This window comes from Prosthecobacter sp., from assembly GCF_044227185.1.
Classification (GTDB): Bacteria; Verrucomicrobiota; Verrucomicrobiia; order Verrucomicrobiales; family Verrucomicrobiaceae; genus Prosthecobacter.
Window position 1 is genome coordinate 351,964 of record NZ_JBGAFO010000003.1, and the last position, 13,213, is coordinate 365,176.

Sequence of the window (13,213 nt, forward strand, 5' to 3'; positions counted from 1 at the left end):
TCTATGCCCGCCTCACGCCAGCCTGTTCCCTGTCTTCGAAGCCTCCTGGCTCCGGGCTTGCAGGCGTGCATGGGGCTCCTGCTCGCGCAGCCTCTTCTGGCGGTCGATTACACAAAGGACATCAAACCTCTGCTCAAGGAGCGCTGTGTGTCCTGCCACGGCACCGTGAAACAAAAGGGCGACTTGCGGCTGGACGCGGGGGCTTTGATTTCAAAGGACGTGCATCAGGAACTGCTCCAGCGCATCGCCGCCACCGATCAGGACGAGCGCATGCCGCCGGAAGGCAAACGCCTGAGCACGGAACAGATCGACCTGCTGCGGCAGTGGATCGCCGCCGGCGCACCGTTCCCATCGGATGAAGCGATTCCGAAGAAGCCCTCCGAGCACTGGTCGTTTCAGCCGGTGCGGCGTCCTCCCGTCCCCGCATCCGCCTTCAGCCATCCACTGGATGCTTTTGTCTTCGGCAAAGGTGATGCCGCGCCGCAGGCGGCTCCTCCAGCGCTGCTGCGCCGCGTGCATCTCGATCTCACCGGTCTCCCGCCGACCCTTCAGGAGCAGGAGAACTTTGCGAAGTCCGGGGATCTCGCCGCGGTCATTGACACGTTGCTCGCACGCCCCGAATACGGCGAGCGCTGGGCCCGGCACTGGCTGGATGTGGTGCGCTACGCGGACAGCAACGGCTACGAGCGCGATGCGGAAAAACCCTTTGTCTGGCGCTATCGCGACTACGTCATTGAGTCGCTCAATCAGGACAAGCCCTTCAGCCGATTTGTCATGGAGCAGCTCGCCGGTGATGAACTGCCCGACCGCTCTCTCTCTTCTGTGATCGCCACCGGCTTTCTCCGTCTCGGTCACTGGGATGACGAGCCTGCGGATCCCGCGGCGGATCGTTACGACCAGCTCGATGACATTGTCAGCACCACCGGGCAGGCCTTTCTCGGCCTCACCATCGGCTGCGCTCGCTGCCATGATCACAAGTTCGAACCCCTCGCCACGCGGGACTACTACAGCCTCGTGGCCGTGTTCAATCCGCTGCAACGCCCCGCCAAAGGCCGTGCGGAGCTGACCGTACCCGTCGATGGCACCGAGGTTTACACTTGGAATGAACCCTCTGCAAAGGCGCCGGAAACACACGTGCTCATACGCGGCTCGCCCACACGCTTTGGCGATCTCGTGGAGCCCGCGGTGCCTGCCATTCTCGTCAGACAGCAGCCGGCGTTTTCATCCTCGAATGCCGCGACCACACAGCGCCGCCTTGGGCTCGCGCAATGGATCGCGAACGAGCAGAATCCGCTCACGGCCCGTGTGATTGTGAACCGTGTCTGGCAGCAGCACTTCGGCCAGGGCATGGTGACCACCGCCAATGACTTTGGTCTCATGGGCGCTGCTCCCACGCAGCCCGAACTGCTCGACTGGCTCGCGCACTGGTTCATGCATGACGCCGGGTGGTCGCTGAAAAAGCTGCACCGCCTCATCCTCACCAGCCGTGCCTGGCAGATGAGAAAAACGCCGGACTCGCTCATGCGCTACCGCCGGCTCGAAGTCGAAGCCATCCGCGACTCCATGCTCGCCGTCAGCGGCCGCCTCAATCCGAAACGCTTCGGCCCCGCGATGAAGCCCGCCATTCCCAAGGCCGCGCTCGAAGCCAACACCGACAAGGACAAAATCTGGAAGCCTTCCGACGAGCACGAAGCCTCGCGCCGCAGCATCTACACCTTCATCAAACGCGGCCTCGTCGTGCCCATGCTGGAGACACTGGACCTCGCCGACACCGTCAGCAGTTGCCCGCAGCGCCAGGTCACCACCGTCGCACCGCAGGCGCTGAGTTTGTTTAACGGCGAGTTCGTCAACCAGCAGGCGCGCCATTTCGCGGAACGCCTCAAGCGCGAGGCCGGGGATGATCCCGAAAAACAGATCTCCCTGGCATGGCGGCTCGCACTCGGCCGCGAACCTTCGCCCGACGAGACGACGAAGATGCACGCCTTCCTTCAGGAGCAGCCTCTGGAGCAGGCCTGCCGCGTGATTTTAAACCTGAACGAGTTCGTCTATCCCGAATAGCCATGAACCGCCCTCTCACACGACGCGAATACCTGATGCGTGCCACCGGCGGCTTCACCGGACTGGCGCTGGCGGATTTGATGGCTGCGTCACCCCTTGCTGAAAAGCGCGCCCACTTCGCAGCAAAGGCGAAACATTGCGTGTTCCTCTTCATGAATGGCGGGCCGAGCCAGGTGGACACCTTTGATCCGAAACCGGCGCTGAAGAAATACCACGGCATGCCCTACACGGGAGACGCGAAGGTGGGCTCCAACGGGCGTGCGGTGGGGCATCTGATGCAGTCGCCGTTTGAGTTTAAAAAGCACGGGCGGAGCGGGCTGGAGATCAGTAGCCTGTTTCCGCACACAGCGATGCATGCCGACGACCTGTGCGTGATCCGCTCCATGCATGCAGACACCGCGGCGCATGCCTCTGGCTGCCTGCAGATGAACACCGGCAGCATCTTCATCGGCAAGCCCTGCCTCGGCTCCTGGCTCAACTATGGCCTCGGGTCAGCCAATCAAAACCTGCCCGGCTTTGTGGTGATGACGGACCCACGTGGCGGGCCCATCGGCAGCGCCTCCAACTGGACGGCAGGCTACATGCCCGCGGCGTATCAGGGCACGCTGTTTCGCAGCGGCGGCTCGCCACTGCTCGATCTCGCCACACCGGAAGGCACGACCGAACGCACCCAGCGCCGCAGCCTGGACCTGCTCAAGTCTTTGAATGAGGAGCACCTCAGGCGGCATCCGGAAGAGACGGAGCTGATGGCGCGCATCGAGTCCTACGAGCTGGCCTATCGCATGCAGACCGAGGCGATGAGCGTGGTGGATCTGGACAGCGAAGACGCCGCCACCCGCGAGATGTACGGACTGAACCATCCCCGCACGGCAGACTTTGGCCGCAAATGCCTCATCACACGCAAGCTCATCGAAAAAGGTGTGCGCTTCATCCAGCTCTATTCGGGTGGCGGCCATATCGAAGACACCTGGGACGGCCACAACGACTGCATCACCAACCACACGCTGCACGCCGGAGAGACCGACCAGCCCATCGCCGCGCTGATTGCCGATCTAAAACGTACGGGCCTGTGGGAGGAGACGTTGCTGGTCTGGGGCGGTGAATTTGGCCGCACGCCCACCAGCGAAGGCGTGGGCAAACCGGGGCGCGACCACGACTGGCACGGTTTTTCCATGTGGCTGGCCGGCGCCGGCGTGAAAGGCGGCCAGGCCATCGGCGCGACCGATGAGCTGGGCTTCAAGGCCGTCGAAGACCGCTGCCATGTCAGCGACCTGCACGCCACGATCCTTCATCTCATGGGCATCGACCACTCGCGTCTCAGCTACCTCCATCAGGGGCTCGATCAGCGCCTCACGGGCGTGGAGGACCGGCGGGTGATCACCCAGGTGCTGGCCTAGTGGCTCCGCCCGCTTTTGTTTGATCAAACGGCTTTCAGGATACGTTTGGTCTGCCTCCCGACTATGAAACACCTCGCCTCGTTCCTGTTCATTGCCCTGGCCGGCCTTCATGCCGAGACCCCGCCCCCCGTCGCCCAAACCTTGCAGCCGTTTGTGGATGACAAGGTGCTCGCCGGAGCCGTCACCCTGGTGGCCGACAAGGACAAGGTGCTCGAAGTCAGCACCGTCGGCTGGGCGGACATCGCCGCGAAAAAGCCGATGACCAAGGACGCCCTGTTCTGGATCGCCTCCATGAGCAAACCCATCACCGCCACGGCCTTCATGATGCTGGTGGATGAGGGAAAAGTGTCACTGGATGATCCGGTCGAAAAATACCTGCCGGAGTTCAAAGGGCAGATGGTCATTGCTGAAAAAGACACAAAACATGTGCTTTTAAAGAAGCCAAAACACCCCATCACCGTGCGCAATGTGCTCAGCCACACCAGCGGTCTGGCCTTCAAATCCGCTGTGGAGGACCCCACGCTCGACATGCTGCCGCTGCGCGTCGCCGTGCTCAGCTACGCCGCCGCCCCTCTGCAATTCGAACCGGACACGAAATACCAGTATGCCAACGCAGGCATCAACACCGCCGCCCGCATCATCGAGGTCGTGTCGGGCTTGAAGTATGAGGACTTCATGCAGCAGCGCCTCTTCACCCCGCTGGGCATGGTGGACACCACTTTCTGGCCCAGCGAGGCGCAGGAGAAACGCATCGCCCTTGCCTACAAGGCCAACCAGGACAAGACGGATCTGGAGGCCATTCAGGTCAGCCAGCTCCACTACCCGCTGCACGACCACATCCGCCAGCCGATGCCCGCGGGTGGCTTGTACAGCACCGCCGCCGATGTGGCGAAATTCTGCCAGATGCTGCTGAATGGCGGCCAGCTTGGCGGCAAACGCTACATCTCCGAGGCGGCGCTTAAACAACTCCAGACGAAGCAGACCGGCGAAGGTCTCAATGCCTACAGCCTTGGTTATCAGCTCAACGGCACCGCCTTTGGCCATGGCGGAGCCTATGCCACCAACATGAGCATCGACCCCGCCAAAGGCATCGCGATGGTGTTCATGGTGCAGCACAGCGGCTGGAGAACCGACGAAGGAAAGAAAATTCTCCCTGCTTTTCAGAAGACCGCCACCGATCGGTTTGCGAAGTGACTCCACACTCCATATACAACTAACTCACCATGAAACTCGTCCTTCTTCCCTTGCTCCTCGCAGCGACTGTCCATGCGCAGACGCCCGCCCCTGCTCCTGCCACCAAGCCTGCTCCCACACCTAAGCGCGCGCCCACCGTGGCGAACGTCCCGTACGGCACGCATGAGCGGCAGGTGCTGGACTTTTACAAGGCCGACTCCGCCAAACCCACGCCGCTGCTATTCTTCATTCACGGCGGCGGCTGGGTCGCGGGAGACAAGTCGGGTGTGGGTGAGCTCGAAGCCTGCCTCAAGGCCGGCATCTCCGTGGTCTCCATCAACTACCGCTACTCCTGGCAGGCTCAGATCGCGGGCGTGATGCCGCCGGTGCAGTGGCCGCTGGAGGACGCCGCGCGCGCCCTGCAGTTTGTACGCAGCCGCGCGCTGGAATGGAACATCGACAAGCAGCGCATCGGCGCCAGCGGCGGCTCCGCCGGGGCCTGCTCCAGCCTCTATCTGGCTTTCCACGATGACATGGCCGATCCGAAGAGCAGCGACCCCATTGCTCGTGAATCCACGCGCCTCTGGTGCGCGGCGGTGAGCGGTGCTCAGACCTCGCTCGACCCCAAGCAGCTCAAAGAGTGGACGCCGAACAGCCGCTACGGCGGCCATGCCTTCGGCTTCATGGACCCGAACGACCGCAAGACCCGCGATACGCGCTTCGCCGAATTTTTGGAAAAACGCGAGTCCGTGCTGAAGTGGATCAAGATGTACTCGCCCTACGAACTCGTCAGCAAGGACGACCCGCCCGTCTATCTGTACTACACCAGCGCTCCGGGCATTGGCAAGGAGCAGAAAGACCCCACGCACACCTCCAACTACGGCGTGAAGCTCCAGGAGCATTGCCGCGAAATCGGCGACGAGTGTGAACTCGTGTACCCGGGAGCACCGGATGTGAAGCACAAGAGCATCGCGGACTTTTTGATCGAGACGCTGAAGAAGTAAATCTCACGCCGTGTCATGGCATGGCTGCGAGATGGCAGGATCGTCACGATTGCAGCCAGATAAGCAGGTCAGAGTGCGTTCTACCTGCTCCATGAAACTCGTCCTCTCCCTCCTCCTGTTCACCGCCATCGCTTCTGCCGCCGACGCACCGGCGCAGAAAATCACGCCGCCGGCCAAAAAAGCCGCCGCTCCCGCAGCCAAGGCTCCTGCTAAGAAAAACTATCCGAAGAATCCGGCGCCGACTGTGGCGAATTTCAAATATGGGCCCTTTGAGCGCAATGTGCTCGACTTCTGGCAGGCCAAGTCTGACAAACCGACGCCGGTTCTGTTCTTCATCCACGGTGGCGGCTGGATGGGCGGGGACAAGGCCGGCATCGCCGTGGAGCCGTTCTTGAAGGAGGGCATCTCGGTGGTGTCCATCAACTACCGCTACATCTCGCAGGCGCAGGACGTGGTGCCGCCGGTGAAGGCGCCGCTCACGGATGCGGCTCTGGCATTGCAGACCGTGCGCAGCAAGGCGGCGGAGTGGAACATCGACAAGACGCGCATCGCGGCCAGCGGCGGCTCCGCCGGAGCCTGCAGCAGCCTTTGGCTGGCCTTCCATGACGACATGGCGGACCCGAAGAGCAGCGACCCCATCAAGCGCGAATCCACCCGCCTTCTGACGGCCGCTGTGAACGGACCGCAGACCACGCTGGACCCCCAGCAGATGCGCGAGTGGACGCCGAACAGCAAGTACGGCGGCCACGCCTTCAGCAAGGCCGGCGAGTTCAAAAACTTCGACGACTTCGTGGCGGCCCGTGAGCGCATTCTGCCCTGGATCAAGGAATACTCTCCTTATGCTCTGGTGACTTCAGACGACCCGCCGGTGTACTGCTCCTTTGGCGCGCCTCCGGCCATTGGCAAGGAAGAGAAGGACCCCACGCACACTGCGAACTTCGGCGTGAAGCTGCAGGAGCATTGCAAAGAAAAAGGCGTGGCCTGTGACGTGGTGTATCCGGGCGCCACAGATGTGAAGTACAAGACGACCACTGAGTACCTGATCGCCAAGCTCAAGGAGGCGAAGTGAATCAGGACCGCGTTCACCATTCACAACCATGAAACTGACATCACTCTCCCTCATTGGTCTGGGGCTCTGCCTGAGCCTGGCCTCCTGCGGCAAGACGGACAAGGCTGCGGCGCCTTCCGCGGCACCTGCCGGCTCTGCCTTCCGGCCGATCTTCAATGGCAAGGATCTCACCGGCTGGTATGGGCTGAATCCCCATTCCGTCGTCAAACTCGAAGGTGAGAAGAAAGCCGAGGCTCTCAAAAAAATGCGCGAGGAATTCGCCAACGACTGGAAGGTTGAAAACGGCGAACTGGTCAATGACGGCCACGGTCCCTACGCCACCACCGAGGAGGAATTCGGCGACATCGAGTTTCTCATTGAGTACAAGACCGTGGCGGGTGCGGACAGCGGCATCTACCTGCGTGGCACACCCCAGGTTCAGATCTGGGACAAGAACCAGGTGTTTGACCCGGCCAAACCCACGCGCAAGCCCCACCTCGGCTCCGGCGGCCTGTTCAACAACACCCCCGACACTCCCGGACGTGATCCGCTGGTGGTGGCGGACAAGCCCTTTGGCGAGTGGAACAGTTTCCGCATCCGCCAGATCGGCGCGCGCACCTGGGTGTGGCTGAACGACAAGCTCGTCGTGGATGGCAACGTGATGGAAAACTTCTGGGACAAGACGAAGCCCCTGCCCGCCAAGGGCCCCATCATGCTGCAAACCCACGGCGGTGAGATCCGCTGGCGCAATCTGAAGGTGCGGGACATCGGCGCAGACGAAGCCAAGGAGATCCTCGCCGAAGCTGACGCGAAGAAGTAATCCGTTAAATCCAAACGAAAAAGCCGCGGAGGAAATTCTCCTGCGGCTTTTTTGATGTTCTGAAGCAGCTACTTGTTCAGCACGAGACGCAGCGAGCCGTTGTGCACCTCCATGGACTGGATGCCCGCGAGGAATTTCTGCAGCGCCGGATCAGACTCCACATTGGAGGCCACCAGATCCACGCCCTTGATGTCGCCGAGCCAGCTATTGGGCAGGGAGATGCCGCCAAGGCTCACGTCATCAAGCTTCAGGGACAGCTTATGCTCCGGCGAAAGGCTGGTGCCGAAGGTGAATCGCAGGCGGATCTTTTGATTCGGCACGAGAGGGAAGTCTTCCGGGGCGGTGAGAATGACGGCAGCGGAGACCTGGCCCTCGCCGAACTTCACCTGAACCGTTTCGCCAAGCTCCTGCTGGGCGAGGTAGGCGTTCACTTCCCGTTCGTTGATGACGAGGGTGCGGTTTGCCTCATCGGGCCGTACAGCGGCAGGATTGTTCAGAACCTGCAGCTTGCTGTCATACTCCGCCTTCTCCGCCGCAGTCAGGCTCACGGGAGTCATGGCGGAAGGGTATAAGGTTCGCTTGACCCAGATGGCGCCAGTGGCGGCGGCGATGCCCGCGCAGCCGAGAATGACGGCGAGGGTGATGAACACGGCTTTCTTCATGGAACGCGCCCGTGGTGCGGCGGGTGCTGCGGTGTCAGGGATGGTTTGCATGGTGGTGAGTTTGGATGCTTTCCGCCCAAGAGTATTCATTTGAGCGAAAAAATGCCACCTACATGTTCCCCGGCAGTTTGTAAGGCATTGACTCCACCCGCCGGTCTTGGGAACATCTCAAATAACCATGAAATACATACTCGCTCTCGATCAGGGCACCACCAGCTCCCGTGCGATCCTCTTCAGCCACGACGGTGGCATCGTGGCCACAGCACAGAAGGAGTTCCGGCAGATTTTCCCCAAGCCAGGCTGGGTGGAGCATGATGCGCAGGAAATCTGGGCCACGCAGGCCGGGGTGGCCGCCGAAGTCCTGCACAAAGCCCATGCCACGGCCGCGGATGTGGCCGCCATCGGCATCACCAACCAGCGTGAGACCGCCGTGGTGTGGGACCGCAAGACCGGCAAGCCCATCTGCAACGCCATCGTCTGGCAGGACCGCCGCACAGCCCCGGCATGTGACAGGCTGCGCGCGCAGAAGCTGGACAAGCTCATTCAGAAAAAGACGGGCCTCGTGGTGGACGCCTATTTTTCCGCCACCAAGGTGCAGTGGATTTTGCAAAACGTGAAGGGGGCCAAAGCCCGTGCCGCGAAGGGAGAGCTCGCCTTTGGCACCATCGACTCCTGGCTGCTGTGGAATCTCACCGGCGGCAAGGTGCATGCCACGGATGTCAGCAATGCCTCGCGCACCATGCTCTATGACATCCGCAAAGGCGCCTGGGATGACGAACTGCTGAAAATCTTCGGCGTGCCGCGCTCCATCCTGCCGGAGGTGCGGGACTCGAGCGGTGAATTTGGCGCCACCGCGCTGCTCGGTGGTTCCATTCCCATCGCAGGGATCGCGGGAGATCAGCAGTCGGCCTTGTTCGGCCAGATCTGCACGAAGCCCGGCATGGTGAAGAACACCTACGGCACCGGCTGCTTCATGCTGATGAACACCGGCACGAAGCCCATCACTTCCAAAAACAAACTGCTCACGACGGTCGCCTGGCGCATCCAAGGGCACACCGAATATGCGCTGGAAGGCAGCGTCTTCATTGCTGGCGCAGCCATCCAGTGGCTGCGCGATGGCCTGGGCATCATCCGCCAGTCACCGGAGGTCGAGGCGCTGGCAGCGAGCGTGCCTGACACCGGCGGCGTCTATCTCGTGCCTGCGTTCGCCGGTCTCGGTGCTCCGCACTGGGATGCGTACGCGCGCGGCACGCTGGTGGGGATGACGCGCGGGACCACCGCCGCGCACATTGCGCGTGCGGCGCTGGAGGGCATTGCCCTTCAGGTCATGGATATTTTGAAAGCCATGGAGGCGGATGCAGGCATCAAGCTCAAAGAACTGCGCGTGGATGGCGGCGCCAGCGTGAACAACCTTCTCATGCAGCTGCAGTGCGACCTTCTCGGCGTGCCTGTGGTGCGTCCCAAAGTCAACGAAACCACGGCCCTGGGTGCCGCCTGCCTCGCGGGACTCGCCGTGGGCTATTGGAAAAATCTCGCCGACATCGCCAAACACTGGCAGGTGGACCGCAAATTCAAACCGGCCATGAAAGCCGCCGCACGAGCCGGCATCACGGCAGGCTGGAGCCGGGCGCTGGGTCGTGCGAAGGGATGGGAGGAAAAATCGGCGTGAAACACACCGCGTGGATCAATCCGCCCTGCCCGCTGCTGCCAGAGGAAAACCGGCACTACGACCACACGGACATTGAGGCATTGAACCATGAGCGCGGACCCCTCTTTTACGAAACCGCGCTGCATTATGCGCAGAGCCTGTGGCGCGAGGGCTTTCCTGCCAAAAGCATCCTCATCATCAACCGCGCTCTCTCACTGCCCTTGAGTGCGGAGGAGCCTGTCCTGGCGAAATGGCCGCTGCCTTATCAGGCGCTGGTGTGGATCATGCAGCATCGTGTGGAAGGGCAGTTCATCGGCAATCCGCGGCGCCACTGGCAGCACCTGGCCACGCGCATGGTGGAGCCGAACAAGGAGCTGCGCACCTGGCGCGCCTGGGCCTGCTGGTACCTCGCGCAGTTGATCCTGCCGGAGGCGGAGTTTCCTTCGGATCAAAAGCAGATTCGTGAGGAGCAGCTCGTAGAGCCCACGCAGGGGGAGATCGCCGCCCACCTGCATCGTCTCTCGCCAGCGCGTGATGAAGACACCTGGAAGCTGGCGGTGAGCACGATCCAGGCGCCCCGGGCCCATCGTGAGCCGCTCACCGCACGCATCCGCCGCATCGGTGCTCAGGAGCTCCCCACCGTGCAGCAGCTCGGGCATGAAATCTGGCATGCGTATTATCCCGGGATCATCAGCCTGGAGCAGATCCGCTACATGCTCTCCATCTGGTATCAGCCTGGCGCCATGGCGCATGAGATGCAGGCGCGGGAGGTGTGGTATGCGCTCGTCGAAATCGCCGGCCCCAGGGCCGTGGGATACATCTCGTTTGAAAAGCTCCTGTTTGAGCCCGTGCTCTTCATTAACAAGCTCTACCTCCTGCCGGAGGTGCACGGTCACGGCCTCGGCTCCATCACCCTCGGCTGGGCTGAGGACCGCGCCCGTGAGATGCGCTGCAAGTCCGTGCGCCTGCGTGTGAACAAACGCAACGCCCCCGCCATCCGCGCCTACCTCCGCGCCGGCTTCCGGTTCATTGAAGACATCGTGAGCGACATCGGCAGCGGGTTTGTGATGGATGACTACGTGATGGAGAAGGCGGTGTGATTCGAGATCGCCTTTGACACCCTTGATCGCACATTCCATCTCACCCAGTGATCCCCCTCGACCTCTCCCTCGCTGAAGTTCCCGGCATGCCTGCGCATGCGGCGCGGTTGCTGGCCAAGGAGGGCGTGAAGACGGCGGCGGATGTGGTCTGGCATCTGCCATCCCGCCACGAGGACCGGCGGCAGATGCAGGCGCTGGCATTTCAGGCGGGGCTGCTGCCCACCTGCCATCACGTGCTGATCACGAAGACAGGAAACAAGTTTTTTGGCAGGCGCTCGGGCGTGTTTGAGGCGGTGACGCGGCATGCCACCGGCTTGCTGGGGCAGCAGCTCACACTGAAGTGGTGGAACATGCCCTTCATGAGCCGGGTTCTGGCGGAGGGACAGGAGCTCATCGTCTATGGGGTGATCAAGGACACGAAGGGCCGGCTGAGCATGGCGCATCCTGAGTATGAGATCGTCAAAGGCGGTGCGGATGACGATGCGGAACAGATCCACACGGGGCGCATCACGCCCATCTACCGCCTGCGGGGAGCCATGACGCAGAAGGCGCTGCGCGTGGCGGCGTGGCATGTGCTGCAGGCGCTGCCGGAGGCGTTTACGGGGGATATTCTTCCCCCTCCGAGCGGGGAAGGGGAGTTCGCCGGAATGTCCCGCTCCAAGGCGCTGCGCGAGGTGCATTTCCCCACGAGTCAGGAAAGCCTGGAGCAGGCCCGGCGGTATCTGGCCCTGGAGGAGTTTTACGGCTATCAACTGCGTGTGGCACGAAGGAAACGCCGCGTGATCGAGGCCGGCGGCCGAAGGCAGGCCGGCACGGGCGAGCTCCTGCGGGATTTCTTCAATGAGCTGCCGTTTCAGCTCACGGCGGCGCAGCAGCGTTGTTTGGATGAGATTCATCGGGACATGGCCTCGGGCAATCCCATGAACCGCCTGCTGCACGGAGATGTGGGCAGCGGGAAAACGGTGGTGGCGTTTGCCGCCATGCTGCGCGCGGTGGAGTCAGGCCGGCAGGCCGTGCTGATGGCCCCGACGCAGATCCTGGCGGAGCAGCACGCGCGCAATGCCCGCAAGTGGCTGGAGCCGCTGGGCCTGCGCGTGGCGCTGCGCACGGGCTCGAAACGCGAGGACGGGGATGACTACGAACTGATGCGTGGGAAAAGCAGCCTTGAGAAACCCGAGATCGTCATCGGCACCCACGCGCTGCTGCATGACGCGGAGCTGATGCACAACACGGGCATCGTGGTCATTGATGAACAGCACAAGTTCGGCGTGGCGCAGCGCGCGAAGCTGATTCACAAAGGGGACACACCGGACGTGCTGGTGCTTACGGCCACGCCCATTCCGCGTACGCTGACGCTGACCATCTACGGAGATCTGGACGTCTCCACCATCGAGCAAAAGCCTCGCGACGGGGTGAAGATCGTCACGAAAGTCAGGCCGAAGACCAAGCTGAAGGAGGCGGCGAAATTCCTGCGCGAGCAGATCGAGGAAGGGCGGCAGGGGTACATTGTGTATGCTCTCATCGATGAATCCGAAAAGCTGGAGGCGGGCGCTGCGACGAAGGGGCATGAGGAATGGTCCAAACTGCTCGCCCCCTGCGAGGTGGGCCTGCTGCACGGGCGGATGAGCGCGGAGGAAAAGGAGGAGGTGATGAAACGCTTTCGCACCGGGAAACTGGACGCTCTTGTTTCGACGACGGTGATCGAGGTGGGCATCGATGTGCCCAATGCCACGGTGATGTTCATTCATGATGCGGGCCGTTTTGGTCTGGCGCAGCTCCATCAGCTCCGGGGCCGCATCGGCCGCGGGGCGCACACCAGCTACTGCGTCCTGTTTGTGGAGGACAAGGACGAGGAAAACCGCCAGCGGCTGGCGATCATGGAGGAGACGAGCGACGGCTTCCAGATCGCCGAGGAAGACCTGCGGCGGCGCGGCCCGGGGGACGTGCTGGGCCATGCCCAGAGCGGGCAGGCCCCCCTGCTGTTTGGCGAACTGCTGGCAGACACGCGGCTGGTGCGGCTGGCGCGGCAGCTTGCCGAGCGGACGCTGGACGAAGATCCGCACCTGCAGCGTCCGGCGCTGGCGGCCTTTCGGGATGAGACGGTGATTAGCGAAAAAGCGCAGGCGATGATGCAGTGAGACGCGTTTATGAGACGTTGTTTGAAGGATGGCTTAGTCAGACGGGCTTGACGGATGAGGGTTTTACCCGGTCAGTACCGTGTGTCATGCATCCCATTGCTCCCAGTTGCGTTCCCGTAGCGCTGGTTGACCAGACCGAAGTCGTTCGAAAGCGGCACCGGTGTG

10 protein-coding genes are annotated in these 13,213 nt (G+C 62.3%); 9 read left to right on the forward strand and 1 reads right to left on the reverse strand.

Annotated features, from left to right (window positions below; genetic code table 11):
* Positions 1-69: 69 nt before the first annotated feature.
* From ACILSQ_RS09270 to ACILSQ_RS09295, 6 genes are all read left to right on the forward strand, one after another.
* A complete protein-coding gene (locus ACILSQ_RS09270; protein ID WP_395743323.1) occupies positions 70-2,058 on the forward strand; it encodes a PSD1 and planctomycete cytochrome C domain-containing protein in 1,989 nt (662 codons plus the stop codon).
* 2 nt (positions 2,059-2,060) lie between these two features.
* Complete coding sequence (locus ACILSQ_RS09275) at positions 2,061-3,455, forward strand: DUF1501 domain-containing protein (protein WP_395743324.1); 1,395 nt, start codon at positions 2,061-2,063, stop codon at positions 3,453-3,455.
* A gap of 63 nt (positions 3,456-3,518) precedes the next feature.
* Complete coding sequence (locus tag ACILSQ_RS09280) at positions 3,519-4,649, forward strand: serine hydrolase domain-containing protein (RefSeq protein ID WP_395743325.1); 1,131 nt, start codon at positions 3,519-3,521, stop codon at positions 4,647-4,649.
* 29 nt (positions 4,650-4,678) lie between these two features.
* Positions 4,679-5,632, forward strand: coding sequence for an alpha/beta hydrolase fold domain-containing protein (locus tag ACILSQ_RS09285; protein WP_395743326.1), 954 nt, complete (start codon positions 4,679-4,681; stop codon positions 5,630-5,632).
* Between the two features lie 91 nt (positions 5,633-5,723).
* Positions 5,724-6,701 carry a carboxylesterase family protein gene (locus tag ACILSQ_RS09290; RefSeq protein WP_395743327.1) on the forward strand — a complete coding sequence of 326 codons (978 nt, stop codon included), beginning with the start codon at positions 5,724-5,726 and terminating at the stop codon, positions 6,699-6,701.
* Positions 6,702-6,729: 28 nt separating this feature from the next.
* Positions 6,730-7,500, forward strand: a complete 771-nt coding sequence (locus ACILSQ_RS09295) for a DUF1080 domain-containing protein (RefSeq protein ID WP_395743328.1) — start codon at positions 6,730-6,732, stop codon at positions 7,498-7,500.
* A 68-nt stretch (positions 7,501-7,568) separates the two neighbouring features.
* Here the strand turns inward: ACILSQ_RS09295 and ACILSQ_RS09300 are convergent, their stop codons facing one another.
* Positions 7,569-8,213, reverse strand: a complete 645-nt coding sequence (locus ACILSQ_RS09300) for a hypothetical protein (RefSeq protein WP_395743329.1) — start codon at positions 8,211-8,213, stop codon at positions 7,569-7,571.
* A gap of 127 nt (positions 8,214-8,340) precedes the next feature.
* Between ACILSQ_RS09300 and glpK the strand changes: the two genes are divergently transcribed.
* Genes glpK through recG form a run of 3 tightly spaced genes read left to right on the forward strand, consistent with a single transcriptional unit; the run spans position 8,341 to position 13,048 of the window.
* Positions 8,341-9,831: a glycerol kinase GlpK gene (glpK, locus tag ACILSQ_RS09305; protein ID WP_395743330.1), complete on the forward strand. Its 1,491-nt coding sequence runs from the start codon at positions 8,341-8,343 to the stop codon at positions 9,829-9,831.
* Positions 9,828-10,910 (forward strand): GNAT family N-acetyltransferase, encoded by a 1,083-nt coding sequence (locus ACILSQ_RS09310; protein ID WP_395743331.1) that lies wholly within the window; start codon positions 9,828-9,830, stop codon positions 10,908-10,910. Before glpK ends, ACILSQ_RS09310 begins: the two co-directional genes overlap by 4 nt.
* A gap of 47 nt (positions 10,911-10,957) precedes the next feature.
* Positions 10,958-13,048 carry an ATP-dependent DNA helicase RecG gene (gene recG, locus ACILSQ_RS09315; protein ID WP_395743332.1) on the forward strand — a complete coding sequence of 697 codons (2,091 nt, stop codon included), beginning with the start codon at positions 10,958-10,960 and terminating at the stop codon, positions 13,046-13,048.
* The last annotated feature ends 165 nt before the right edge of the window (positions 13,049-13,213 follow it).